This is a genomic window from Pseudoxanthomonas sp. SORGH_AS_0997 (genome assembly GCF_031453535.1).
Classification (GTDB): Bacteria; Pseudomonadota; Gammaproteobacteria; order Xanthomonadales; family Xanthomonadaceae; genus Pseudoxanthomonas_A; species Pseudoxanthomonas_A winnipegensis.
Genome location: NZ_JAVIZI010000001.1, coordinates 1,486,520 through 1,511,388, shown reverse-complemented (window position 1 = coordinate 1,511,388; position 24,869 = coordinate 1,486,520). Strand labels below are relative to the sequence as shown.

General features: G+C 70.8%; 11 protein-coding genes and 1 pseudogene. 10 read left to right on the top strand and 2 right to left on the bottom strand.

Annotated elements, in window-relative coordinates:
- Positions 1-158: 158 nt before the first annotated feature.
- The gene (gene glk, locus QE438_RS06810; protein WP_130517843.1) at positions 159-1,187 is read right to left on the bottom strand and encodes a glucokinase; all 1,029 of its coding nucleotides are present in this window, start codon (positions 1,185-1,187) and stop codon (positions 159-161) included.
- 300 nt (positions 1,188-1,487) lie between these two features.
- On the opposite strand from glk, the gene ugpC reads away from it, so the two are divergent.
- The 3 genes from ugpC to zipA all read left to right on the top strand — a co-directional run bounded on the left by ugpC (position 1,488) and on the right by zipA (position 7,110).
- Positions 1,488-2,567: a sn-glycerol-3-phosphate ABC transporter ATP-binding protein UgpC gene (gene ugpC, locus QE438_RS06805; protein ID WP_306991568.1), complete on the top strand. Its 1,080-nt coding sequence runs from the start codon at positions 1,488-1,490 to the stop codon at positions 2,565-2,567.
- Positions 2,568-2,736: 169 nt separating this feature from the next.
- Positions 2,737-6,240, top strand: coding sequence for a chromosome segregation protein SMC (gene smc, locus QE438_RS06800; protein WP_306991569.1), 3,504 nt, complete (start codon positions 2,737-2,739; stop codon positions 6,238-6,240).
- A 150-nt stretch (positions 6,241-6,390) separates the two neighbouring features.
- The gene (zipA, locus tag QE438_RS06795; protein WP_130517849.1) at positions 6,391-7,110 is read left to right on the top strand and encodes a cell division protein ZipA; all 720 of its coding nucleotides are present in this window, start codon (positions 6,391-6,393) and stop codon (positions 7,108-7,110) included.
- Between the two features lie 83 nt (positions 7,111-7,193).
- Here the strand turns inward: zipA and opgC are convergent, their stop codons facing one another.
- Entirely contained in the window at positions 7,194-8,333 is a 1,140-nt protein-coding gene (opgC, locus tag QE438_RS06790; RefSeq protein WP_306991571.1) for an OpgC domain-containing protein, read from the bottom strand.
- A 264-nt stretch (positions 8,334-8,597) separates the two neighbouring features.
- Between opgC and ligA the strand changes: the two genes are divergently transcribed.
- From ligA to pbpC, 7 genes and pseudogenes are all read left to right on the top strand, one after another.
- Entirely contained in the window at positions 8,598-11,156 is a 2,559-nt protein-coding gene (ligA, locus tag QE438_RS06785) for an NAD-dependent DNA ligase LigA (RefSeq protein ID WP_306991573.1), read from the top strand.
- Positions 11,153-12,118 carry an EF-P lysine aminoacylase EpmA gene (epmA, locus tag QE438_RS06780; RefSeq protein WP_306991575.1) on the top strand — a complete coding sequence of 322 codons (966 nt, stop codon included), beginning with the start codon at positions 11,153-11,155 and terminating at the stop codon, positions 12,116-12,118. The genes ligA and epmA overlap by 4 nt, the downstream gene beginning before the upstream one ends.
- 95 nt (positions 12,119-12,213) lie before the next feature.
- Positions 12,214-12,741 (top strand): DUF3011 domain-containing protein, encoded by a 528-nt coding sequence (locus QE438_RS06775; RefSeq protein WP_130522793.1) that lies wholly within the window; start codon positions 12,214-12,216, stop codon positions 12,739-12,741.
- A 31-nt stretch (positions 12,742-12,772) separates the two neighbouring features.
- Positions 12,773-13,828, top strand: coding sequence for an S-methyl-5-thioribose-1-phosphate isomerase (gene mtnA, locus QE438_RS06770; protein WP_306991582.1), 1,056 nt, complete (start codon positions 12,773-12,775; stop codon positions 13,826-13,828).
- A 241-nt stretch (positions 13,829-14,069) separates the two neighbouring features.
- Positions 14,070-16,763, top strand: a complete 2,694-nt coding sequence (gene gyrA, locus QE438_RS06765) for a DNA gyrase subunit A (RefSeq protein ID WP_130533288.1) — start codon at positions 14,070-14,072, stop codon at positions 16,761-16,763.
- 575 nt (positions 16,764-17,338) lie between these two features.
- Positions 17,339-22,334 (top strand): annotated as a pseudogene (locus tag QE438_RS06760) (alpha-2-macroglobulin).
- 101 nt (positions 22,335-22,435) lie between these two features.
- The gene (gene pbpC, locus QE438_RS06755; protein WP_306996105.1) at positions 22,436-24,793 is read left to right on the top strand and encodes a penicillin-binding protein 1C; all 2,358 of its coding nucleotides are present in this window, start codon (positions 22,436-22,438) and stop codon (positions 24,791-24,793) included.
- The last annotated feature ends 76 nt before the right edge of the window (positions 24,794-24,869 follow it).

Below are 24,869 nucleotides of genomic sequence, written 5' to 3'. Positions count from 1 at the left end.
TGACAGGCGGGAAAGAGGGCGCGTCGCGAACCGGGCTGAAGCAGACCACTGGCAATACCAGTGGGATCTGCAATTCCGCTGCGGTCGTCAGCAGGCCCCAAGTCTAGCGCGATCGCGTTTCGACCGGGCGCGCGGCGAAGATACCAATACGATTCCAGTCAGGCGACCGGCGGTTCCGGCGCGTGCTTGTAGGCGGGCCCGAACACCTCCACGGCCATGGCCGCCGCGCCCAGCAGGCCTGGTTGCTTGTGCAGGTTGGCCAGCACCGGGATCTTGCCCATCGCCGGCGAGAAGCGGCCCTTGTGCTCGAAGCGCTGGCGGAAGCCCGAGCGCTGCAGCTGCGGCAGCAGGCGCGGGACCAGGCCGCCGCACAGGAACACGCCGTCCCAGGCGCCCAGGGTCAGCACCAGGTCGCCGGCGATCGCGCCGAACACGGCGAAGAACACGTCCAGCGCATGCAGGCAGCGCGCATCGCCTTCGGCCGCGCGCGCGGTCACGTCCGAGGGCTGCATCGGACCGGGGTCCTCGCCGGCCATCTCGCTGAGCGCGCGATGGATGTTGACCAAGCCCGGGCCGCAGATCAGCCGCTCGTTGGACACCCGGCCGAACTGGCGCGAGAGCCGCTCCAGGATCTCGATCTCCTCCGGATTGCCCGGCGGGAAGCTGACATGGCCGCCCTCGGTCTCCAGCGCATAGCGCTTGCCGTCGCGCACCAGCAGGCCGCCGGCGCCCAGGCCCGTGCCCGGGCCGATCACCGCATAGGTCAGGTTGCGCGACAGCGGCACCGGCTTCCACGGCGTGCCGCCGACCTGGGCCACGTCGTCCGGGCCGAGCAGGGAGGAGGCCATGGCCTGGGCGGCGAAGTCGTTCATCAGCTTCACGCCCTCGAAGCCGAGCATCTTCTTCAGCCGCGGTACGCGGATCACCCAGGGGTGGTTGGTAACGCGGACCTCGTCGCCGTCGACCCGGCCGGCCGCGGCGAACACGCCGTTGCGCGCCGTGGTCCCGGTCTGGTCCATGTAGTGCTTGGCCGCATCGGCCAGCGAGGGGAAGTCGGCCACGACGTACTCGCGCGTGCTGTCCACCAGCAGCGGGTTGTCGGCACCGGTGTCGGCCAGCGCAAAGCGCACGTTGGTGCCGCCGATGTCGGCCAGCAGGACGCACTGCGCGGGGTCGGAAGAGCTCATGCGGGATTCCTGGAACGAGGAAGAAGGATCGGGCGCCGGCCGCGTCGACGGGCCGGGGCGCGAGGCGCGACGGATGGTAGCGCGTGGCCCCGTCCGGCCATGCGGCGCATACGAATGCGTGGGAGATTTCGACATCGCCCCCTCGGCAAGTCGATTGTGGGATTGGCGTGGTGAAAACGCTTACATGGCAGAATACCGCGTCGCGCCTGCGCTCGTCACCGGGTCGGGCGTAGCCTTCGCCGCAGCGCGCGCCCAGCGCGATGCCGTGTGCGGTGCAGCAACGAAACTGAAGGAGACACGATGGCGAGTGTGCAGTTGGATCAGGTCCGCAAGGTGTACGACAACGGCCAGGTGGCCGTGCACGGCGCCAGTTTCGAGGTCGCCGACGGCGAGCTGATGGTGCTGGTGGGGCCCTCGGGCTGCGGCAAGTCCACCCTGCTGCGCATGATCGCCGGGCTGGAGGAGATCAGCGGCGGCACGCTGAAGATCGGCCCGCGCGTGGTCAACGACGTGGCGCCCAAGGATCGCGACATCGCCATGGTGTTCCAGTCCTACGCGCTGTATCCGCACATGACGGTCGCGCAGAACCTGGCCTTCGGCCTGAAGCTGCGCAAGCACGACAAGGCCACCATCGCCGCGCGCATCCAGGCCGCGGCCGAAACGCTGGGGCTGACCTCGATGCTGGACAAGCTGCCCAAGGCCATGTCCGGCGGCCAGCGCCAGCGCGTGGCGCTGGGCCGTGCGCTGGTGCGCGAGCCGGCGGTGTTCCTGCTGGACGAGCCGCTGTCCAACCTGGACGCCAAGCTGCGCAACTCGGTGCGCAGCGAGATCGCCCGCCTGCACCGGCAGCTGGGCACGACCATGATCTACGTCACCCACGACCAGGTCGAGGCCATGACCCTGGGCCAGCGCATCGTGGTGCTTAAGGATGGGCAGATCCAGCAGATCGACACGCCGATGGCGCTGTACGACCGGCCGGCCAACCTGTTCGTGGCCGGTTTCCTGGGCAGCCCGGCGATGAACGTGCTGCGCGGCACCGCGCAGGCCGAGGGCCTGCGGCTGGACGACGGCACCGTGGTGCCCTGGAACGGCGCCGCCCCGGCACCGGCCACGCCCGGCCGGGCGCTGATCGTGGGCGTGCGCCCGGAGGACCTGCATCTGGTCCAGGCCGGCGCCCCGGGCAGCTTCGCGGCCACCGTGGAGAACATCGAGCCGGTCGGCAACGAGATCTTCGTCCACCTGCTGGCCGGCAAGCTGGCGCTGGTGGCCCGCGTGGCCCCGCGCGCGCTGCCCGCGCCGGGCGAGCCGATCGGCCTGCAGCTGGACCCCGCGCGCCTGCACTGCTTCGACCCGGCCGACGAGCGTCGCCTGGAAGCCTGAACCCGTCCGGCCGGCCCGGTAGGGCGCCGGTATACTCCGGTGTCCGCCGACGGTCCTGCCGCGCCGGGCCCCGCAGGCCCGCGCCAAGCGCCGCCGGACTCCATCACCCCGGCTGCGCGGCCTTCTCCCCCCTTGAGAGGGCCCGCGCGCCGCCAACGCGACGCGACGCATGCGCCTGTCCACGATCAAGCTGTCCGGCTTCAAATCCTTCGTCGATCCCACCACGCTGCACCTGCCGACCAACATGACCGGCGTGGTCGGCCCCAACGGGTGCGGCAAGTCCAACATCATCGACGCGGTGCGCTGGGTGATGGGCGAGAGCTCGGCCAGCCGCCTGCGCGGCGACTCGCTGACCGACGTGATCTTCTCCGGCTCGGCGGCGCGCAAGCCGGTGGCGCAGGCCACGGTCGAGCTGATCTTCGACAACGCCGACCACACCATCTCCGGCGAATTCGCCGCGTTCAACGAGATCTCGGTCAAGCGCACCGTCAGCCGCGACGGGCAGAGCAACTACTACCTCAATGGCACAAAGTGCCGCCGGCGCGACATCACCGACCTGTTCCTAGGCACAGGCTTGGGGCCGCGCAGCTACTCGATCATCGAGCAGGGCATGATCAGCCAGATCATCGAGGCCCGGCCCGAGGACCTGCGCGTCTACCTGGAGGAGGCCGCCGGCATCTCCAAGTACAAGGAGCGCCGCAAGGAGACCGAGACCCGCATCCGCCACACCCGCGAGAACCTCGAGCGCCTGTCCGACCTGCGCGAGGAAGTGGACAAGCAGCTCGAGCACCTCAAGCGCCAGGCGCGCCAGGCCGAGCAGTACCAGGCCTACCAGGAAGAGCGCCGGATCAAGGACGCGCAGTGGAAGGCGCTGGAGTACCGCGGCCTGGACGGCCAGCTGCGCGGCCTGCGCGAGGGCCTCTCGGTCGAGGAGACCCGCCTGCAGCAGCTGATCGCCGAGCAGCGCGAGGCCGAGGCCCAGATCGAGGGCGACCGCGTGCGCCGCGACGAGGCGGTCGAGGCGCTGGGTCGCGCCCAGGCCGACGTCTACCAGGTCGGCAGCACGCTGGCCCGCATCGAACAGCAGATCCAGCATCAGCGCGACCTGTCCACGCGCTTGGTCAAGGCCCAGGCCGAGGCCCAGGCGCAGCTGGCCGAGCTGGGCACGCACATCGAGAGCGACAGCGCGCGCCTGGACGTGCTGCGCGAGGCGGTGGAAGAGGCCGAGCCGCAGCTGGAGCAGCTGCGCGAGGACGACGTCATGCGCCAGGACGCCCTGCGCGAGGCCGAGGCGAAGCTGGCCGACTGGCAGCAGCGCTGGGAGGCCCACAACCGCGCCACCGCCGAGTCCTCGCGGGCCGGCGAGGTCGAGCGCACCCGCGTGGACTACCTGGATCGGCAGTCGCTGGAATCCGAGCGCCGGCGCGAGGCGCTGACCGCCGAGCGCGCCGGGCTGGACCTGGAGGCGCTGTCGGCCGCCTATGAGAGCCTGTTCGAGCAGTACGAGGTCAAGAAGGCCTCGCTGGACGAGCTCAACGAGACCGTCGAGCAGCACAAGCAGGCCGTCTCCGGCGTGGCCGAGCGCCAGCAGGCGCTGCAGGCGCAGCTGGCCCAGGTGCGCAAGGACGCCCAGGCCGCGCGCGGCCGGCTGTCCTCGCTGGAGACCCTGCAGCAGGCCGCGCTGGGCCAGGAGCAGGGCGCCGCGCTGGCCTGGCTGCGGGCGCGCGGACTGGATTCGGCCACCCGCGTGGGCGAGTCGCTCACCGTCGAGGCCGGCTGGGAGAACGCGGTCGAAGGCGCGCTGGGGCGGCTGATCGAAGGCGTGCTGGTGCAATCGCCCGAGTCGCTGGTCGAGGCGCTGGCCGATCTGGACGAGGGCCGCATCGCGCTGGTCTCGCCGCAGGAAGGCGAGGAGACCTTCGCGCCGACCTCGCTGGCGGCCAAGGTGCGCGGGCCCCTGGCCGTGCGCCGCCTGCTGGCCCGCCTGCACGCGGCCGAGGACCTCGCCCAGGCGCGTAGCCTGCTGCCGACCCTGCCGGCCGGCGATGCCATCGTCACCCGCGGCGGCGAACGCCTGGGCCAGGGCTGGGTGCACGTGCAGCGCTCCAGCGCGTCCAAGCAGGGCGCCCTGCTGCGCGAGCGCGAGATCCAGACCCTGCGCGAGCAGATCGACCAGCTGCAGGCGCAGGAGGCGCAGGCCGAGCAGGACCTGGCCGAGCTGCGCGAGGTCGCCCTGGCCGGCGAACAGGCGCGGGAGGAAGCCCAGCGCAGCCTCTACCAGGCTCACCGCGCCGTGTCCGAACTGGCCGGCCAGCTGCAGGGCCAGCAGGGCCGGCTGGACGCCGCGCGCACCCGCATCGAGCGCATCGATGGCGAGCTGGCGCAGCTGTCCGACGCGCTGGAGCAGGCCCGCGACCAGGCCGCCGAGGCCCGCGCCCGCCTGGAGGACGCGGTCACCCGCATGGCCGACCAGGAGGACGCGCGCCAGCAGCTGGACGCCGAGCGCCGCGCCCTGACCGCCGCGCGCGATGCCGCCCGCGAAGCGGCCCGCACCACGCGCGAGGCGACCCACGCGCTGGCCCTGACCCTGGAATCCCAGCGCACCCAGATCGCCTCGCTGACCCAGGCGCTGGAGCGCATGGGCGGCCAGCGCGGCCAGCTCGATTCGCGCCTGGGCGAGATCACCGCCCAGCTCAACGGCGGCGACGATCCAGTGTCCGAGCTGGAAGCCCAGCGCGAGAACGCCCTGCACGAGCGCGTGCGCGTCGAGCGCGTGCTGGCCGAGGCGCGCACCGCGCTGGATGGCATCGACAACGGCCTGCGCCAGTACGAGCAGACCCGGCAGAAGCGCGACGAGCAGGCCCTGGCCCAGCGCGAGGCCATCGCCCAGCGCCGCCTGGACCAGCAGGCGCTGGTGCTCAAGGCCGAGCAGCTGTCCACCGCGGTGGAGCAGGCCGGCTTCGTGCTGCAGGCGGTGATCGAGACGCTGCCCGAGATCGCCGACCCGGCCGAGTGGGAAGCGGCGGTGCAGCAACTGGACTACAAGATGCGCCGCCTGGAGCCGGTCAACCTGGCGGCCATCCACGAATACGGCGAGGCCAGCACCCGCAGCGAATACCTCGAATCGCAGAACGCCGACCTCACCGCCGCGCTGGAAACGCTGGAGGAGGCCATCCGCAAGATCGATCGCGAGACCCGCGGCCGCTTCAAGGAGACCTTCGATCGCGTCAACTCGGGCGTGCAGGCGCTGTACCCGCGCCTGTTCGGCGGCGGCCACGCCTATCTGGAGCTGACCGGCGACGACCTGCTCGACACCGGCGTGTCGATCATGGCGCGCCCGCCGGGCAAGCGCGTGTCCAGCATCTCGCTGCTGTCCGGCGGTGAGAAGGCGATGACCGCGGTGGCGCTGGTGTTCGCCATCTTCCAGCTCAATCCCGCGCCGTTCTGCCTGCTCGACGAGGTCGACGCGCCGCTGGACGAGGCCAACGTCGGCCGCCTGGCCAACATGGTCAAGGAGATGAGCGAGAAGGTGCAGTTCCTGTTCGTCAGCCACAACAAGGCGACGATGGAAGCGGCCGATCAGCTCTCCGGCGTGACCATGCGCGAGCCGGGCGTTTCGCGCTTGGTGTCGGTCGACCTGGCCGAAGCCTCGCGCCTGGCAGGCGCGGCCTGAAGGCAGGAGTGAGTGTGAAGGAGTGAGGAATGAGCAAGCAGGCGCGGTACTCGCGCTTTCACTCACTTCTCACTCCTCCGCGCTCGCTTCTGGCCCTGAAGCACCAGCCGTGGCACCATCCGGCCAGTTTTTGAGAAGGAGCCCCAGCCCATGTCGGACGTGATGATGCTGAGGATCGGCATTGCCGTGGTGGGCGTGATCCTCATCATCGCGATGGTGATCTTCGGCCGACCCAAGAAGGCGCCGCAGGGGCGCCGCGTGGAATCCGGCGAGCGTGGCGATGCGGCGCGGGTCGAGCCCAGCCTGGGCGGCGATCCGGCCGATCCGGACTACAGCGGCGAGGGCGTCAGTCAGCCCGACCTGGGCCTGGCCGATCCCGGCGCCGGCGACAGCGACCTGGGCAAGCGTCCGGGCTCGGACTTCGACAAGATCATCTCGCTGTACGTGGCGGCCAAGTCGGGCCAGATGCTGCGCGGCGAGGACATCGTGGTGGCCGCAGAGAAGACCGGCCTGACCTTCGGCCACATGAACGTGTTCCACCGCCTGATCGAGCATCACCCCGAGCGCGGTCCGGTGTTCAGCATGGCCAACATCATGCAGCCCGGCAGCTTCGACATGGCCGCCATCCGCGAGCTGGAAACCCCGGCCATCGCCTTCTTCCTGACCCTGCCGGCGCCGATGACTGCGCTGGACGCCTGGGAGATGATGCTGCCCAACGTGCAGCGCATGGCCGAACTGCTCGACGGCGTGGTCCTGGACGACAGTCGCAACGCGCTGGGCCGCCAGCGCATCCAGCACATCCGCGAGGAGCTGCGCGGCTATGACCGCCAGCACGAGGCCCCGCCGCTGAGCAAGGCGCCGCGCTGGTAATCCGCGGCTCGCGGCGTCGCCTCGGCGACGCCAGGCCGACGCGCTAGCGTCGCATCACTCCCGCCAGGAACCGCGTTGGCGCCTCACCGCGACGGCGCGGGCTGCGCGGTGCGCGGGCGCGACACGCGCCGGCGCCACGCCAGGTAGCGGGAGAAGCTCCACAGCACCGCGGCCAGGCAGAGCAGGGTGAGGAAGTAGCCGGCGGTGCCTAGGTCCAGTCTGCCCACCAGCAGCGCGGCGGCGTAGGTGAGCAGGATGCCGGCGGTGAAGACCTCCAGCGAATGGCGGCCCATCGAGGCGAACACTTCGTGCAGCGCCAGCGCCGGGCGCGGCATCCGCCGATCGCGCAGTGCGGCGGACAGCCAGAAGTAGGCGGCCAGCACCAGCGCCGCGTGCGGAATGCGCAGCAGGCCGAGCTGATGCTTGTCCCACCACCAGGCATCGCTCAGGCCCAGCTTGCGGTCGGCGACGAAGACCACCGTCGCCAGCGCCAGCGCGCCCAGGACCGCGACGGCCGCCGCGGGCCGCCGCATCCAGCGCTCCAGCCGGTCCAGGACGCCCAGCCGTCCGCACAGCAGGCCTCCCATGAAGCACAGCTGCCAGGCGAAGGGATTGAGCCCATAGCCCTCGCCGTGCAGGCCCAGCGCCGCGCGCGCGGCCGGCAGCTGGCACAGCAGGTACAGGCCCAGGGTCAGGCCGAAGGCCAGCGGCGCGGCGCGCTGGGCCAGCGGCACGAACACGATCGACACCAGCAGGTAGGCCACGTACAGCGACAGGATGTCCAGCAGCGGCGGGCTGTTGGCCAGCAGCAGGAAGGACAGGGCCGAGTCGTCCGGGCGCTGCACATGGTCGGCCAGGCCCAGCGCCTCCAGGCTGGAGGGCAGCATGATCGAGCAGATCGCCAGCAGCGCGACGAAGGCCAGCGCGTTGTACAGGTACAGGTGCCCTGCCCGGTGCGAGAGGCGCACGAAGCGCTGGGCGAAGGTCACGCCCGGGCGCGTGTGCAGGATCCCGATCAGCGCGCCGGAGACGAACAGGAACAGCTCGGCCGCCGAGGAATACCCCAGCATCGTCGGCGTGAACCATTCGCGGCCGTCGTAGCCCAGCTTGCGCGCGAAGCTGGAGGTGTGGTCGAAGGCGATCACCAGCAGGCAGAGGCCGCGGACGAAATCCAGCGCCTCGATCCGGTTGCCCGCGCGCGGCGGGGCGACCGGCGCGTTCAAGCCCAAGGCTCCGAACGGTGGGGCACGATGCATGTGCAGGGATCATGGCTCCCGCGGCCGAACGGCTGGGCGCAGGTGAGGAGCGAGGGGAACACAAACAGGGCCGACGGGCGGCCGTGTGCGGACGTGGGGGTTCGCATGGGCAAGGGCAGCGGCGGGGGAGATCCGACCCTAACGCCTGCCATGTTCAGTGTTTGTAAGTCGCCATGCCTGGCGTGCATCGACATCGCAGGCTGTGACATGCCGCTCGCGTAAGATTTGCCGATGAGCCCGGCCAAGACCCCCCAGGCGCGCGTGACCGAACTGCGCCAGCAGCTGGATGACGCCAGCTACCGCTACCACGTCCTCGATGAGCCCAACATCCCCGATGCGGAGTACGACCGCCTGCTGCGCGAGCTGGACGAGCTGGAGGCCGCCCACCCCGAGCTGGTGACGCCCGATTCGCCGACCCAGCGCGTCGGCGCGGTGGCCTCCGGACGCTTCGCCGAGGTGCGCCACGCGCTGCCGATGCTGTCGCTGGGCAACGCCTTCGACGACGCCGAGGTGGAGGATTTCGTGCGACGCATCGCCGAGCGGCTGGGCCGGCGCACGCTGAAGTTCTCGGCCGAGCCCAAGCTCGATGGCCTGGCGATCAGCCTGCGCTACGAGCAGGGCGTGTTCGTGCAGGGCGCCACGCGCGGCGACGGCACCACCGGTGAGGACGTCACGGCCAATCTGCGGACGGTGCGGGCCATTCCGCTGCGGTTGCGTGTGGCGGGAATGGGGAATGGGGAATCGGGAATCGGGAAAAGCAAGAGCGGAGCTGCTTCTGCCATTCCCCATTCTCCATTCCCCATTCCCCGCGTCCTTGAAGTCCGTGGCGAGGTATATATGCCGCGGGCGGCGTTCGAGGCCTATAACGAACAGGCGCGCCTGCATGGTGGCAAGGTGCTGGCCAATCCGCGCAATGGCGCGGCCGGTTCGCTGCGCCAGCTGGATGCGCGCATCACCGCGCAGCGGCCGCTGGCGTTCTATGCCTACGGCGTCGGCGAGGTCGAGGAGGGCGCGCTGCCGGACACGCACTCGGGCACGCTGCAGCGCCTGCGCGAATGGGGCTTCCCGGTCAGCGACCTGTCGCAGGTGGTCGAAGGCGCCGAGGGGCTGTTGCGCTACTACCGCGAGATCGGGCAAAAGCGCGATTCGCTGCCGTTCGACATCGACGGGGTGGTCTACAAGCTGGACGACGTGGCCGGCCAGCGCGAGATGGGCTTCGTCTCGCGCGCGCCGCGCTGGGCGCTTGCGCACAAGTATCCGGCGCAGGAACAGGCCACCACGGTGGAGGACATCGAGATCCAGATCGGTCGCACCGGGGCGGCCACGCCGGTCGCACGCCTGGCGCCGGTGCAGGTGGCCGGGGTCACCGTCACCAACGCCACCCTGCACAACGCCGACCAGATCGCGCGCCTGGACGTGCGCGTGGGCGATGCGGTGATCGTGCGCCGCGCCGGCGACGTGATCCCCGAGGTGGTCAGCGTGATCCTCGAGCGCCGTCCCGCCGGCACCGCGCCCTGGCGGATGCCGGCGCAGTGCCCGGTGTGCGGCTCGGACATCGTGCGCGAGGAGGGCGCGGCGGTGTGGCGCTGCTCGGGCGAGCTGAGCTGCCCGGCCCAGCGCAAGGAGGCCATCCGCCACTTCGTCTCGCGCCGGGCGATGGATGTGGACGGGCTGGGCGAGAAGTTCATCGAGGTGCTGGTCGATGCCGGCGTGGTCCAGGGCGTGGCCGACCTCTACACGCTTGACCTGGATCAGCTGCTGCAGCTGCGCCTGGTCACCGGTGCGGAGACGCCGGAGGGCTTCCTGCGCGAGGCGCGCGAGCATCTGGCGGCCGGCGCGTACGCGAAGCTGGAGGCCACGCTCGCCCGCGTGCGCGGTGACGGCGACGCAGTGCCGGAGACCTGGCAGGCCGACCTGCTGCGCGCCGGCCTGCCGGCCTTCGACTGGAACCGCAAGAAGATCGCGACCAAGTGGGCCGAGAATCTGGTCGCCGCGCTGGAGGCCAGCAAGCGCACGACCCTGGAGCGCTTCCTGTTCGCCCTGGGCATCGAGCATGTCGGCGAGAGCACGGCCAAGGCGCTGGCGGCGTGGTTCGGCGATCTGGAGCTGGTGCGTAGGCTGCCCTGGCCCGTGTTCAAGCGCGTGCCGGACATCGGCGGCGAGGTGGCGCGCGCGCTGGGGCGCTTCTTCGAACAGTCCGGCAACCAGCAGGCCATCGACGACCTGCTGGCGCGCGGGGTGGAGATCGTCGACATCCATCCGCCCAGCGCGCTGCTGCGCGAAGGCCTGGACTTGGCCACGCTGCTGGTCGACCTGGAGATCCCCAAGCTTACCCGGATCCGCGCCACCGCGCTGGCCGCCGCGATGCCGCAGGTCGCGCAGATCCTCGCGGCCGACCAGGACGCGCTGGTCGCCGCCGGCCTGCCCAAGGACACCGCCGCCGCCCTGGTCGAATGGCGCGACGCGGACGACCACGCCGACCTGCTGCAGGCCACCGGCAAGGCCCTGGCGCGCCTGGATGCGATCACGCCCCAGGCCAGCGCGATCCAGGCCGGGCCGCTGACCGGCCAGACCGTGGTGCTCACCGGCAGCCTGGAATCGATGACCCGCGACGAGGCCGGCGCCCGGCTGGAGGCGCTCGGCGCCAAGGTCGCCGGCAGCGTGTCGAAGAAGACCGCCTTCGTGGTCGCCGGCAGCGAGGCCGGTTCCAAGCTGACCAAGGCGCAGGACCTGGGCATCGAGGTCTGGGACGAGGCGCGGCTGATCGCCTTCCTGGACCAGCACGCGTGAGCTGGCAGCCCAGCGCCCGCCCGGAGGTGCTGCGCCTGCGCGCCCGGCTCAACGCCCAGGTGCGCGCGTTCTTTGTCCAGCGCGAGGTGCTGGAGGTCGAGACGCCGGTGCTGTCCCAGGCCGGCAACACCGAGCCCAACATCGACAGCTTCACGACCGCGTTCAGCGGCCATGTCAGCGCCGGCGCGCGCACGCGCTGGCTGCGCACCTCGCCCGAGTACCCGCTCAAGCGCCTGCTCGCCGCCGGCATCGGCGACTGCTACGAACTGGGCCGCGTGTTCCGCAACGGCGAGGCCGGCGGCCGTCACAATCCCGAGTTCACCATGCTCGAGTGGTATCGGGTGGGCTGGGACCACCGGCGCCTGGCGCAGGAGACGGTCGAGCTGGTGCGCCTGGCCCTGGCCCTGGTCGATCGCCAGGCGCGCGTGGACGAGCTGACCTACCGCGAGCTGTTCCTGCGCGGTCTGCGGCTGGACCCGTTCAGCGCCACGCTGGAACAGCTGCAGGCGCCGCTGGCGTCGGTGCGCATCGACGGCGAAGGGCTCACCCGCGACGACTGGCTGGACCTGCTGATCACCCACCACCTGCAGCCGGCGTTCGCGGCCGACTGCATCACCATCGTGCATGACTGGCCGGCCAGCCAGGCCGCCCTGGCCAGGCTGCGCCCGGGCGACCCGCCGGTGGCCGAGCGCTTCGAGCTGTACCTGGGCGCGGTCGAGCTGGCCAACGGCTACCACGAGCTGCGCGACGCGGCCGAGCAGGGCGCACGCTTTACCGGCGACCAGCGGCGCCGGGCCGAACGCGGTCTGGTGCAGCCGCCGCAGGATCGCCTCTTGCTAGAGGCCCTGCCCCTCATGCCACACTGCGCCGGCGTGGCGGTAGGCATCGACCGGTTGCTGATGGCGATGCTGGGGACGGCGAGCATCGCCGACGTGCTGGCCTTCGATTTCGCACGGGCCTGACACACCAAAGGCATACACGGATCGTAAACAGGTCACTATGCTGGCATGCAGTGCTCGCAGGGAGTTGAAGCTTGCGTATCGCTCAGGGGAATGTCGTGTCCATCCGTCGTGTGCTGCAGGCCGGGCTTCCGGGAACCGCCGCCTTGATGCTGTCCGCCTGCGGCAGCGTGGGCTGGATGTTCGGCGGCCACGACACGCCGCCGGGCGAGGTGCCGGTGGAGCACTTCAGCTGCGAGTCCAAGGACCAGAACCTGAAGTATTGCGACGTGGACACCTCGGCCGGCGTGCGCCTGACCCGGCAGGTGTCCAACATGCCGTGCATCAAGGGCCGTACCTGGGATTACGGCCGCTTCGGCGTCTGGGTCGACCATGGCTGCCGCGGCGAGTTCATCAGCGGCGCCGGCGATGACGACGGCGGCGAGTTCGACCTGCGCCACAAGGTGCTGCGCTGCGAATCGCAGGACCAGCAGCGCCGCCGCTGCGATGCGCAGGTGACCAGCCCGCCGGCCACGCTGCTGCGCCAGCTCTCCGACACCGCCTGCAAGGAAGGCAGCACCTGGGGCTGGGACGCGCAGGGCGTGTGGGTCGATGGCGGATGCCGGGGCCTGTTCCGGGTTCGATGAACCGCCACATCGGCGCGGGTAAAATGCGCCGATGAACGAGACCTTCGATTACGCCCGCTACGACCGCATCCGGCCCCTGCTGTGGACCGGCGATGCCCTGCAGCTGCTCGACCAGCGCAAGCTGCCCTTCGTCGTCGAACACCTGACCTGCAGCACCAGCGACGAGGTCGCCGCGGCGATCCACGCGCTGGCCGTGCGCGGCGCGCCGGCGATCGGCATCGCCGCAGCCTGGGGCACGGTGCTGGCCGGGCGCGCCATCGAGGCGTCCGACGGCGCCGAGGCCGCGCTGAAGCTCGAACCCGCCCTGCAGCGCCTCAACGCCGCCCGCCCCACCGCGGTCAATCTGGCCTGGGCGCTGGCGCGCATGCGCCGTGCGCTGCAGCCCGCCGGCGCCAACTGGCGCGAAGTGCTGGAGCGCGAGGCGCAGGCCATCGCCAGCGAGGACCTGGCCGCCAACCGCCACATGGGCGAGCTGGGCGCGGCACTGATCGGCGAAGGCAGCGGCGTGCTGACCCATTGCAACACCGGCTCGCTGGCCACCGCCGGCTTCGGCACCGCGCTGGGCGTGATCCGCGCCGGCGTGGCGCAGGGCCGCATCGGCAAAGTCTTCGCCGACGAGACCCGCCCCTGGCAGCAGGGCGCGCGCCTGACGGTGTGGGAGCTGCAGCAGGACGGCATCGACGCCACCCTGATCGCCGACTCGGCCGCCTCGCACCTGATGAAGACCGGCGCGGTGCAGTGGGTGGTGGTCGGCGCCGACCGCATCTGCGCCAACGGCGATACCGCCAACAAGATCGGCACCTATCAGCTGGCCATCGCCGCGCGCCACCATGGCCTGAAGTTCATGGTGGTCGCGCCGTCCTCCACCGTGGACATGGACACGCCCAGTGGCGAGCTGATCGAGATCGAGGAACGCGATCCGGGCGAGCTGCACGGCATCGGCGGCGTGCGCACCGTGGCCGAGGGCATCAAGGCCTGGAACCCCGTGTTCGACGTCACGCCGGGCAGCCTGATCGATGCCATCGTCACCGAGAAGGGCGTGGTCGAGCGGCCCACCACCGAGAAGATGCGCGCCGCCTTCGGCTGAAGAACGCGACGGGGGCTTGCGATGCGCCCCGCGCAAGGCCTTGGGCGCGGTCGCCGCAGGCCCGCGCGCAAGGCCAGCTTCCGCGCGCAAGTGATTGATTCTTGGCGCTTCCCGGTACGCATCGGGGGGCGTGCGCGTGTTACAATTTCAAGGTTGAAATCCCCTCCGAAACCAGCCTGCCGCGCCATTGGCGGCCTGGCCTGTTTCGGCCCGATGTACCGAACACAAGCACGGACCTCGAATGGCTGATCTCGCCAAGGAAATCATCCCCGTCAACCTCGAAGACGAGATGCGCAAGAGCTACCTCGATTACGCCATGAGCGTGATCGTGGGCCGCGCCCTCCCGGACGTCCGGGACGGCCTGAAGCCGGTGCATCGCCGCGTGTTGTACGCGATGAACGAACTGGGCGCGCACAGCAACAAGCCGTACTACAAGTCCGCGCGCATCGTCGGCGACGTGATCGGTAAGTACCACCCGCACGGCGACCAGTCGGTGTACGACACGCTGGTGCGCATGGCCCAGCCGTTCTCGCTGCGCTACCTGCTGGTGGACGGCCAGGGCAACTTCGGTTCGGTCGACGGCGACTCGGCCGCGGCGATGCGTTACACCGAGGCGCGCATGTCGCGCCTGACCCACGAGCTGATGGCTGACATCGACAAGGAAACCGTCGATTTCGTGCCCAACTACGACGAGAAGGAGCTGGAGCCGTCGGTGATGCCGACGCGCTTTCCGAATCTGCTGGTCAACGGCTCGGCCGGCATCGCGGTGGGCATGGCGACCAACATCCCGCCGCACAACCTGTCCGAGGTGGTCGACGGCCTGATCGCGCTGATCGACAACCCGCTGATCGACATCGATGCGCTGATGGACTACATCCCCGGGCCGGACTTCCCGACCGCGGGCATCATCAACGGCACCGCCGGCATCATCGCCGGCTACCGCACCGGCCGCGGCCGCGTGCGCATGCGCGCCAAGGCCGAGGTCGAGGTCGACGACCGCACCGGGCGCGAGGCGATCATCGTCACCGAGATCCCGTACCAGGTGAACAAGGCGCGGCTGATCGAGAAGATCGCCGAGCTGGTCAAGGAGAAGAAGCTCGAGGGCATCAGCGAGCTGCGCGACGAGTCCGACAAGGACGGCATGCGCATCTACATCGAGGTCAAGCGCGGCGAATCGGCCGAGGTGGTCCTCAACAACCTGTATTCGCAGACGCCGATGGAATCGGTGTTCGGCATCAACATGGTCGCCCTGGTCGACGGGCGCCCGCAGCTGCTGAACCTCAAGCAGATGCTGGAAGCCTTCGTGCGCCATCGCCGCGAGGTGGTGACCCGCCGCACGATCTTCGAGCTGCGCAAGGCCCGCGCCCGCGCCCACATCCTCGAAGGCCTGACCGTCGCGCTGGCCAACATCGATGAGATGATCGAGCTGATCAAGACCTCGGCCAACCCGAACGAGGCGCGCGAACGCATGCTCGCCAAGACCTGGGAGCCGGGCCTGGTGGGCTCGCTGCTGGCCGCCTCCGGCGCCGAGGCCTCGCGTCCGGAAGACCTGCCCAGGGGCGTGGGCTTCATCGACGGCCGCTACCAGCTGACCGAGGTCCAGGCCACGCAGATCCTGGAGATGCGCCTGCACCGCCTGACCGGGCTGGAGCAGGAAAAGCTCACCGAGGAATACCGCCAGCTGCTGGACACCATCGCCGGGCTGATCCGCATCCTGGAAAACCCGGACGTGCTCAAGGAAGTCATCCGCGAGGAGCTGCTGAACGTCAAGGCCGAGTTCGGCGATGCGCGCCGCAGCGAGATCCGCCAGAGCGAGGAAGACCTGGACATCCTGGATCTGATCGCTCCGGAAGACATGGTGGTCACCCTGAGCCACGCCGGCTATGCCAAGCGCCAGCCGGCCAGCAGCTACCGCGCGCAGAAGCGCGGCGGCCGCGGCCGCAACGCGGCCACGACCAAGGACGAGGATTTCATCGACCAGCTGTGGCTGGTCAACACCCACGACACGCTGTTGACCTTCACCAGCAAGGGCCGCGTGTTCTGGCTGGCCGTGCACCAGCTGCCCGAGGCCGGGCCGAACGCGCGCGGCCGCCCGATCATCAACTGGATCCCGCTGGAAGGCGACGAGAAGGTGCAGGCGGTGCTGCCGGTGCGCGAGTACGCGCAGGGCCGCTACGTGTTCTTCGCCACCCGCAACGGCACGGTCAAGAAGACGCCGCTGACCGAGTTCGCCTTCCGCCTGGCGCGCGGCAAGATCGCCATCAACCTGGACGAGGGCGATGCGCTGGTCGGCGTGGCGCTGACCGACGGCGAGCGCGACGTGCTGCTGTTCGCCTCCAACGGCAAGGCCGTGCGCTTCGGCGAGGAGGCGGTGCGCTCCATGGGCCGTACCGCTACCGGCGTGCGCGGCATCAGGCTGGCCAAGGGCGAGGACGTGGTCAGCCTGATCGTGGCCGAGCGCGCGGCCGGGGCCGGCGCCGAGTCGGAGGACGAGGCGGCCGACGAGGTGGCCGAGTCCAATGATGAGACCGTGCTGGAGACGATCCAGGACGAATCGGGCTGCTACATCCTCACCGCCACCGAGAACGGCTACGGCAAGCGCACCCCGCTGGCCGACTACCCGCGCAAGGGGCGCGGCACCCAGGGCGTGATCGGCATCCAGACCAACGAGCGCAACGGCAAGCTGGTCGGTGCGCTGCTGCTGGGCAATACCGACGAGGTGATGCTGATCTCCGACGGCGGCACGCTGGTGCGCACGCGCTCGACCGAGATCTCCTGCGTGGGCCGCAACACCCAGGGCGTGACCCTGATCCGCCTGTCCAAGGGCGAGAAGCTGCAGGCCATCGAGCGTCTGGACGCCTCGCTGGAGGAGGAAGAGGACGCGGTGGCGGCCGACGCCAGCGCAGAAGCGCCGCCGCCGTCGCCTGCGGGCTGAGCCGGCGCGGCTGGCCGGGCCGGTGACGAGGGTCGCCGGCTCGCTGGCCAGCCAGTGTGGACATCGTGAGCGGCCGCGCCTTGCACAGGCGCGGCCGTTTTCTTTTGCGCGGGCTGGCTTGATGTCTTTGGGAGCTGGCTCGTTCCGGGGCAATGACGATGATGCGGTTTCGGTAGAGCCTCATCGCCGCCGTGGCGGCTCCCACCTGCATCTTGGTCGCGGCATGTGTCCTCGGGCGGCGCGATGGGCATCCCGCAGCGCCATGGCCAAGCGCGCGCAGGACGCGCAGCACAAGCACCGCCGCCCTCGCTTCTGGCTCGGTGGGAGCAACTGTCTCTCAGATCAAGCCGCGCCCCCTTGTAGAGCGGAGCTTGCTCCGCTGGGGCTTGCCGATGATCCGGTCGAAACGCAGCGGAGCAAGCTCCGCTCTACAGGTGGGAGCCGCCATGGCGGCGATGAGGCTTTCCCGGTAGCCCCTTCCTTCCCATTGCCCAGAAAGCCCACGGCGGCCCCTCCAGCCTCCATCCGCGCCCTCTATACTCCCGCGCAAAACCGGCTGAAGGGACTGGTGTTGCATGGAGAGTATCCAGGGTCACGGCGCGCTGTCGCCGCAACGTGCCGCCGCGCAGGACGCGCCTTCCTCGATCCGGTCGCGACCGTCGCGCCGCCCCTGGCGAACGGTCCTGTTCGCGAGCGCTCTCGCGCTGCTCGCCCTGACCGGCTGCGATCGCAACAAGACCGGCGATCTGCCGGCGGTGTCCGGCGAAGCAGTGCAGGCGCAGAAGGCCAGGTCCGTCGCCGGCTTCGGGCTGGTCAACGCCTATCCCGACCAGCACGAGGGCCAGGTCGCCATCGCGCTGGAATTCAGCCAGCCACTGGTCGAGTCGCAGGACTTCGACAAGCTGATCCACGTCAGCGACGACAAGGGCGCGGTGGTCAGCGGCAGCTGGGTGCTGGATGAGCACGCCAGGATCCTGCGCTTCCCCTCGGTGGAGGCCGCGCGCGACTACACGGTCAAGATCGATGCGGGCCTGCTGGCCGCGGCCGGTGGCAGCCTGGGCAAGGCGGTCGAACAGGTCGTGCACACCGGGCAGATCGAGCCGGCGGTGGCCTTCGCCTCGCAGGGCAGCGTGCTGCCGGCCAAGGACACCCCGCGGCCTGCCGGTGGTGTCGATCAACGTGCCGGAAGTGGACGTGGAATTTCTGCGCGTGCGCGAATCGCAGTTGCCGCGCTTCTTCGCCCAGTACCAGCGCGGCGGCAGTCGCGGCGCCTGGTCGCTGGACGAGGACTACAGCCAGAACAAGCCGCTGGGCGAGCTGGCCGACTCGGTCTACCTCAACCGCTTCGTGCTGGGCGGCAAGCCCAACGAGCGCATGGTCAGCTATCTGCCGGTGCAGGACATCAAGCAGCTGCAGGAGCCGGGCCTGTACTTCGCGGTGATGAAGCGCGTGGGGCGCTACTCGGACCAGCTGCAGACCGCGTTCTTCAGCGTCAGCGACCTGGGGCTGCACGCGCGCGCCTACAAGGACACGCTGTTCGTCCACACCGCCTCGCTGGCCGACGGCAGCGCCACCGGCGGTGCGCAGCTGCGCGTGCTCGACGCCAAGGGCGAGACCGTGCTCAAGGGCGAGACCGACGGCAACGGCAACGCGCTGCTCAAGTACACGCTCAACGCCGGCCAGGTGCTGGTGGCCAGCCGCGGCAAGGACGTCACCCTGCTGCCGTTCAACCAGCCGGCGCTGGACCTGTCCGAATTCGCCGTGGCCGGGCGCGAGCAGGCCTGGTTCGACGTGTTCGCCTGGTCCGGCCGCGACCTGTATCGCCCCGGCGAGACGGTGCGCGTGTCGGCGCTGCTGCGCGACTTCGACGGCAAGCCGGTCAAGGCCGGGCAGCCGCTGTACCTGCGCCTGAAGCAGCCCGACGGCAAGATCTTCCGCGAGACCCGGCTGACCCCGGGCGAGCAGGGCTATTTCGCCTTCGAGCAGGCCATCCCGGTGGAGGCGCCGACCGGGCGCTGGCAGGTGGAGTTCCGCACCGATCCGGCCAGCGCGCAGGCGGTGCAGGGCATGACCCTGCGCATCGAGGAGTTCCTGCCCGAGCGCATGAAGCTGGACCTGTCCGCGCCGGAGATCCTCAAGCCCGGCCAGGGCCTGGCACTGAAGGCCGACGCGGCCTATCTGTACGGCGCGCCGGCCGACGGCAACCGCTTCACCGCCAAGCTGGCCGTGGCGGTGGAGCAGCATCCGCTGGACAAGCTGCCGGGCTGGTTCTTCGGCGATGCCACGGTGCAGCTGCCCAAGGAGGCCAAGGACGTGGTCGACGCCACGTTCGACGCCAAGGGCCACTACGAGGAGACCTTGTCGCTGCCCGACGAGGTCAAGCCGGTCACGCCGGTGGCGGCCATCGTCACCGGCAGCGTGTACGAAACCGGCGGACGCACGGTCAACCGCTCGCTCAAGCGCGTGCTGTGGCCGGCCGACGTGCTGGCCGGCGTGCGGCCGCTGTTCGACGACAAGGAAGGCTCGGCGGCCAACGGTACGGCGGGCTTCGAGATCGCCCGCTTCAACGCCGCCGGCGCGCGCCAGCCGGGCAAGGGCCTGAAGGTCACCCTGGTACGCGAGCGCCGCGACTACCACTGGACCCATGACGAGGACACCGGCTGGTCGTTCGACTACACCCAGCGTTTCGAGAACGTCGACACCAAGACCGTCGATGTCGGCGGCGACGCGGTGCGCGTGGACTTCCCGGTGGAGTGGGGCGGCTACCGGCTGGAAGTATTCGACCCGGCCACCGGGCTGACCACGCGCTATCCGTTCACCGCCGGCTGGAGCTGGAACGATGACAACCGCGGCCTGGACGCGCGCCCGGACAAGGTCAAGCTGTCGCTGGACAAGACCGGCTACCGCGCCGGCGACACGCTCAAGGTCACGCTCACCCCGCCGCACGACGGCAAGGGCGTGCTGATGGTCGAGTCCGACCACATGCTCTACGTCAAGAACATCGAGGCCAAGGCCGGCAGTGTGTTCGAGATCCCGGTCACCCAGGACTGGGAGCGCCACGACGTCTATGTGACCGCGCTGGTGTTCCGCGGCGGCAGCGCGCCGTCCAAGATCACCCCGGCGCGCGCGGTCGGCGTGGCGCACGTGCCGATGGACCGCAGCGCCCGGCGCGTGGCCGTGGGCCTGAAGGCGCCCGAGCAGATGAAGCCCGGCCAGGACCTGGCGGTGACGGTCAGCGTGCCGCAGCTGGCCGGCAAGGACGCGCATGTCACCGTCTCGGCGGTGGACGTGGGCATCCTCAACATCACCCGCTATCCGGTGCCCGACGCCACCGCGCACTTCTTCGCCCAGCGCCGCCTGGGCGTGGATAGCTACGACGTCTACGGCCGGGTCATCGAGAGCTACGAGGGCGACACGGCCAAGCTGCGCTTCGGCGGCGACATGGCGCTGGGCGCCTTGCCGCAGGCGCGGCGGCCGACCGCCAAGGTGCAGACCGTGGACCTGTTCGCCGGGCCGGTGAAGCTGGACGCCAAGGGCAATGCACGCGTGCTGCTCAAGGTGCCCGACTTCAACGGCACCCTGCGCGTGTCGGCGCTGGTCTACTCGGACGACCACTACGGCAGCCGCGACACCCAGACCCTGGTGCGCGCGCCGGTGGTGGCCGAGGCCAGCATGCCGCGCGTGCTGGCGCCGGGCGACCGCAGCATGGTCACCCTGGACGTGCAGAACTTCACCGGCAGGCCGGGCACCTTCCGCGTGCAGGTGGACGGCACCGGGCCGCTGGCCATCGGCGAGGGCAGCCGCAGCGTGTCGCTGGCCGACGGCGCCAAGACCACGCTGAGCTTCCCGCTGCAGGCGCGCGAGGGCTATACGACCGCGCAGGTGCGCGTGCGCGTGGACGGCGCGGCCGACGGCTTCAAGGTCGACCGCAGCTTCGACCTGCCGGTGCGCGCCGGCTGGCCCAGCGTGACCCGCACCGAGAGCCGGGTGATCGATCCGCTGGCGCCGGTGACGATGGGCGCCGGCTTCGCCGATGGGCTGATGCCCGATTCGGTGCGCGCGCGCATGGTGGTCAGCGCGCTGCCGCCGATTCCCTTCGCCGCGGCGCTGGAGGACCTGCTCAAGTATCCCTACGGCTGCATCGAGCAGACCACCAGCAAGGGCTACGCCGCCCTGGTGATGGACCAGGCCACCGCCGACCTGCTGGGCACCAAGGGGCTGGACCCGGCCAAGCGCCGCGAGCGCATGGAAGGCGCCTTCGCCCGCATCGCCTCGATGCAGGTGGCCAACGGCAACTTCTCGATGTGGGGCGACGATGGCGACGTGGTGCCGTACATCACCCCGTACGTGGCCGACTTCCTGCTCGACGCGCGCGAGGGCGGCTTCGCCGTGCCCGACACGGTGCTGCAGAAGGCCTTGAACCGTCTCAGCGAGGACCTGCTGTCCGGCGGCAACCAGTTCTACGGGTCCAACTTCCGCGAGCACCTGCGCTTCGCCAACCAGGCCTATGCCGGCTACGTGCTGGCGCGCGTGGGCCGTGCGCCGCTGGGCACGCTGCGGGCGCTGTACGACAACGACCGGGGCAAGTCGATGACCGGCCTGCCGCTGGTGCAGCTGGGGCTGGCGCTGTCGCTGCAGGGCGACACCAAGCGCGGCGCGCGCGCCATCGCGCTGGGCTTCGACAAGACCGGCGACCGGCCGGAGTGGCTGGGCGACTACGGCACCCGGCTGCGCGACGACGCGCTGATGCTGGCGCTGGTGCGCGAGCGCAAGCTGTCCAAACCCGAGTACGACGCGCGCGTGATCTCCCTGGGCCGCGAGCTGGACGAGCGCCGCAAGGCGCGCTGGTTCTACCTGAGCACGCAGGAGCAGGTCGCCATCGCGCGGCTGGGCAAGTCGCTGCTGGGCGATGCGCAGGCCAAGACGCTCGGCGGCACCTGGTCGGCCGACGGCGCCAGCGAGACGGTGCAGGGCCTGCGCCTGTTCGCGCGCAGCTTCGACATGGCCACCCTGGCCAAGGGCGTGAGCTTCAGCCCACAGGGCCAGCCGCCGCTGTACGCCAGCCTGGAGATCGCCGGCGTGCCGCGCACCGCGCCGGCCGAGGACCAGTCGAAGATCGGCGTCACCCGGCGCTACTACGCCACCGACGGCAGCGAGTGGAAGGGTGGCACGCTGAAGGAGGGCGAGGCGCTGATCGTGGGCCTGCGCATCACCGCCGACACCGAGGTGCCCGACGCGCTGCTCACCGACCTGCTGCCGGCGGGGCTGGAGATCGAGAACTTCAACCTGTCCGACGCCAAGCAGTGGGCCGACGTGGTGGTCGATGGCATCACCCTCACCGAGCGCGGCGAGGCGGCCGAGGTCAAGCACGAGGAGTTCCGCAACGACCGCTACGTGGCCGCCCTGCGCCTGGGTCGCGGCGGCAGCGGCGCCAAGGTGTTCTACCTCGTTCGTGCCGTCACGCCCGGCACTTACACCGTGCCGCCGCCGCTGGTGGAGGACATGTACCGCCCCGACATCCGCGGCGTCGGTATCTCCACTCCGAGCACGATCACGGTGGTGCAGCCGTGAGGCATGGCTGAGCACGTCCTGAGCCATCCCGAGCGCGCGGCCGCACCGATCCGAAGGGCGCGCGTCCCATGACCGCGCCGGGAGAGGGCGGTGGGAGCTTCATGGCGACGCTTGGTCGCGTGCTGCGTCGCGGACTTCCTTGGCTGCGCTGGACGGCCGTCGCTGTGCTGGTGGCGCTGCTGATCCTGGACTTCGCTTTCCCGCCGCCGCTGCCCAAGGCGCGCGATACCAGCACGCTGGTGGTGGCACGCGACGGCACGCCGCTGCGGGCGTTCGCCGATCGCGATGGGGTGTGGCGCTATCCGGCCTCGCCCGAGGGCGTCTCGCCGCTGTACCTGCAGGCGCTGCTGACCTATGAGGACCGCTGGTTCTGGCGGCATCCGGGCGTCAATCCGTGGGCACTGCTGCGCGCGGGCGGGCAGATGCTGCGGCGCGGGCAGATCGTCTCGGGCGGCTCGACGCTCACCATGCAGGTCGCGCGCATCCTCGACCCGCACACGCGCACACCCTGGGGCAAGGCCAAGCAGCTGCTGCGCGCCCTGCAGCTGGAGGCGCACCTGAGCAAGCGGCAGATCCTCGACCTGTACCTGGAGCGCGCCCCGTTCGGCGGCACCATCGAGGGCGTGGAGGCCGCCAGCTGGGCCTACCTGGGCAAGCCGGCCGCGCGGCTGTCGCATGCCGAGGCCGCGCTGCTGGCGGTGCTGCCGCAGTCGCCCAGCCGGCTGCGTCCGGACCGCCATCCGCAGGCCGCGCGGGCGGCGCGCGACAAGGTGCTGGCGCGCATGGTCGCCCTCGGCGTGTGGACCCAGGCGCAGGTGGACGATGCCCGCATCGAACCGGTGGTCGCACGCGCCCTGCAGCCGCCGCTGAGCGCGGCGCTGCTGGCCGAGCGCCTGCACCAGCAGCAGCCGCGCGCCGCGCGCATCGTCTCCACGCTGGACGCCGACCTGCAGCGCACGCTGGAACAGCGCGTCACCGCCTACTTCTCCAACCTGCCGGAGCGCACCTCGGCGGCGCTGCTGGTGGTGGACAACACGACGATGGAGGCGCGCGCCTATGTGGGCTCGGTCCAGTTCGGCGACGACAAGCGCCTGGGCCACGTGGACATGGTGCAGGCCTGGCGTTCGCCGGGCTCGACGCTCAAGCCCTTCCTGTACGGGCTGGCGCTGGACGATGGGCTGATCCACTCGGAGAGCCTGCTGATCGATGCGCCGCAGGGCTTCGGCGGCTACCGGCCAGGGAACTTCGATGCCGCCTTCAACGGGCCGGTCGGCGCGGCCGAGGCCCTGCGCCTGTCGCTCAACGTGCCGGCGGTGGACGTGCTGGATCACGTCGGCCCGACGCGCTTCGCCGCGCGGCTGGCCAACGGCGGCATCGCGCTGCGCTTCCCGCGCGGGGCGGTGCCCAACCTGGCGATGATCCTGGGCGGCACCGGCGCGCGCCTGGAGGACCTGGTCGGCGCGTTCGCCGCATTCAACCGCGACGGGCTGGCTGGGCGCGTGCGCTATCGCCCGGAAGACCCGGCGTCCGACCGTCGACTGCTCTCGCCGGGCGCGGCCTGGATCATCCGCCAGGTGCTGCAGGACAACCCACGGCCCGGCGAGAGCGTGGGCACCTTCGACACTGGTGGCCGCCCGCGCGTGGCCTGGAAGACCGGCACCAGCTACGGCTACCGCGACGCGTGGGCGATCGGCGGCACGCGCCGCTATACGGTCGGTGTGTGGGTCGGCCGGCCGGACGGCACGCCGCTGCCGGGCCAGTACGGGGCGGTGACCGCGCTGCCGCTGATGTTCGAGGTGATCGACAGCCTTCCGCGCAGCCGTGGCGATGCGGCGGCCGTGGCGCCGCCGGCCAATGTGGCCCAGGTCGAGGTGTGCTGGCCGCTTGGCCTGCCGCCCGACCCGCAGGCGCCGCAGCTGTGCCAGCGCCGGATGCAGGCCTGGACGCTGGACGGCAACGTGCCGCCGACCTTCGCCGAGCGCGACGCGCGGCTCTGGCGCGCCGGGCGGGAGAGTTTCCAGCGCGATGCCGCCAGCGGCCAGCGTCTGTCGGCCGAATGCACCCGGCCGCATGCGGCGCAGGAGGCGAGCATTGCGCGCTGGCCGGCGCTGGCCTCGCCCTGGCTGAGCGTGGCCGAACGCCGCGCCGCCCAGCTGCCGCCGCTGGCGCCGGACTGCGCGCCGGATGGACGCGAGGCCAGCGCCGCGCTGCGCATCGAGGGCCTCAACGACGGCGCCACGCTGGCGCGTGCGCCGGGCAGCGACAAGCCGGCCAGCGTGCGCCTGCGCGCCCTGGGCACCGAGACAGAGGTGCAGTGGCTGCTCGACGGGCGCTGGATCGGCCTGACCCGTGGCGCGCGCAGCTTCGAGCATGGCTTCGAGCAGCCGGGCGAGCACACGCTGACCGCGCTGGCCGACAGCGGCGCGTGGAGCACGCTGCGGTTCCGTGTGCTGCGGTAGGGAAGCAGGGGTCAGGGGGCAGGGGGCAGGGCCGGAGCTGGTCGTCCGGGCGCGCACTCCGGGATTTGCGGTATGT

Bases quoted from the DNA above. Each gene is read 5' to 3' on its own strand.
- glk (WP_130517843.1), bottom strand. From the start codon at position 1,187: ATGAGCTCTTCCGACCCCGCGCAGTGCGTCCTGCTGGCCGACATCGGC.
- ugpC (WP_306991568.1), top strand. From the start codon at position 1,488: ATGGCGAGTGTGCAGTTGGATCAGGTCCGCAAGGTGTACGACAACGGC.
- smc (WP_306991569.1), top strand. From the start codon at position 2,737: ATGCGCCTGTCCACGATCAAGCTGTCCGGCTTCAAATCCTTCGTCGAT.
- zipA (WP_130517849.1), top strand. From the start codon at position 6,391: ATGTCGGACGTGATGATGCTGAGGATCGGCATTGCCGTGGTGGGCGTG.
- ligA (WP_306991573.1), top strand. From the start codon at position 8,598: ATGAGCCCGGCCAAGACCCCCCAGGCGCGCGTGACCGAACTGCGCCAG.
- mtnA (WP_306991582.1), top strand. From the start codon at position 12,773: ATGAACGAGACCTTCGATTACGCCCGCTACGACCGCATCCGGCCCCTG.
- gyrA (WP_130533288.1), top strand. From the start codon at position 14,070: ATGGCTGATCTCGCCAAGGAAATCATCCCCGTCAACCTCGAAGACGAG.
- pbpC (WP_306996105.1), top strand. From the start codon at position 22,436: ATGGCGACGCTTGGTCGCGTGCTGCGTCGCGGACTTCCTTGGCTGCGC.